Genomic DNA, 2,002 nt, shown 5'->3' on the forward strand with positions numbered 1-2,002 from the left:
GCCCCAGATCGTTCAGCTCACGGATATCCTTGACGTCGGCGGTGTCGACAAAAAATTTCATGGCGGGTCTCCTGAAGATTTTCATGTGCATGTCATGCACATTCGGGGTCGGCCTTTGATCTAGACCAAAGTCAGGGCAAGGTCACGCCTCATGATCGAAGATTCGCCCTTTGTCGCAGCCGCACCGGTGCTGGTGCCGATGCCCGCCGAACGCCCCTACACCTATGCCGTGCCGGCCGGCATGCGCGTGGTGCCGGGCTCGATCGTGCGCGTGCCGCTCGGGCCGCGGCAGGTCGCCGGCATCGTCTGGGATGGCGCGGTCGAGAAGGTCGACGCGAAAAAGCTGCGCCCCATCGAACAGGTCTTCGACTGCCCGCCGATCGACCGAGCGATGCGCCGTTTCGTCGACTGGGTGGCGCAGTACACGCTGTCGCCTCCGGGCATGGTGGCGCGCATGCTGCTCAGGGCGCCGGAGGCTTTCGACCCCGAACCCTGGATCGAAGGGCTGCAGCGCACGCTCCTCGCACCCGACCGGATGACGGGCGCCAGGCAGCGTGTGCTGGAGACGGCCGAAGGCGGCCTTGCCTGGACGCGCTCCGGCCTCGCTCACGCCGCCGGCGTGTCATCGACGGTGATTGACGGCCTGAGGGCGCAAGGCGTGTTCGAGACTGTGATGATCCCGCCGCGCCCGGTGGTGGCCGCGCCCGATACCGGCTACGCCATTCCGGAACTGATGCCGGACCAGAGCGACGCGGCGCAGATGCTGCGCGCCAATGTCGCAGCCGGCGTGTTCAACGTTGCGCTGCTCGACGGCGTCACCGGATCCGGTAAGACCGAGGTCTATTTCGAGGCGGTGGCGGCTGCGCTCGACCAGGGCAGGCAGGTGCTGATCCTGCTGCCGGAAATCGCGCTGACGCATGCCTTTCTCGAGCGCTTCCAGCAGCGCTTCGGCGCCAAGCCGGGCGAATGGCATTCCGACCTGCCGCCGCGGATGCGCGAGCGGGTTTGGCGGCAAGTGGCGGAAGGCGGCGTGCGGGTCGTCGCCGGCGCGCGCTCGGCGCTGTTCCTGCCGTTCAAGGAGCTCGGCCTGATCGTCGTCGATGAGGAGCACGACCCTGCCTACAAGCAAGAGGACCGCGTCTTCTACAATGCGCGTGATATGGCCGTGGTGCGCGGCCATATCGGCAGCTTTCCGGTGGTGCTGGCGTCGGCGACGCCATCGGTCGAAAGCCGGGTCAATGCGAGCCAAGGTAAATACAACAGAGCCGTTCTTTCCGCTCGCTTCGCCGAGGCAGCACTTCCTCATCTGAAGGCGGTCGACATGCGGCGCGCGCCGCCGGCGCGTGGCGGCTTCCTGTCGCCGGTGCTGCTCGACCAGATGCGCCAGACGCTGGAGAGGAAGGAGCAGTCGCTATTGTTCCTCAACCGGCGCGGCTATGCGCCGCTGACGCTGTGCCGGGTCTGCGGCCACCGCTTCGGCTGCCCGGTCTGCTCGGCCTGGCTGGTCGAGCACCGTTTTCGCGGCCAGTTGGTCTGCCATCATTGCGGGCACAATGAGCGCCGCCCCGAAGCCTGCCCGGAATGCGGCACGCTCGATCATCTGGTCGCCTGCGGGCCGGGCGTCGAGCGGATCGCCGAGGAGGTCGTTACGCATTTTCCCGACGCGCGCACCATCGTCTTGTCGTCCGACCTGATGGGCGGCGTGCGGCGGCTGCGGCTGGAGCTGGAGGCGATCGCCGATGGCGAGGCCGACATCGTCATCGGCACGCAGCTCGTCGCCAAGGGCCACAACTTTCCCAACATGACCCTGGTTGGCGTTGTCGATGCCGACCTCGGCCTTGCCAATGGCGATCCGCGCGCCGCCGAGCGGACGTTCCAGCTGCTCAGCCAGGTCACCGGCCGCGCCGGCCGCACCGGCAAGAAGAGCCTTGGCCTGCTGCAGACTTTTCAGCCCGAGCATCCGGTGATGCGGGCAATCGTCTCCGGCGACGCCGAGGCGTTT

General features: G+C 67.2%; 1 protein-coding gene. It reads left to right on the top strand.

Translation table 11 applies throughout. The features are described 5' to 3' along the window. Positions 1–151: 151 nt before the first annotated feature. The coding region (locus EN984_RS32580) for a primosomal protein N' (protein ID WP_127384258.1) at positions 152–2,002 on the top strand (1,851 nt) is incomplete at its 3' end.

Source organism: Mesorhizobium sp. M7A.F.Ca.CA.004.12.1.1 (assembly GCF_003997835.1).
GTDB lineage: Bacteria > Pseudomonadota > Alphaproteobacteria > Rhizobiales > Rhizobiaceae > Mesorhizobium.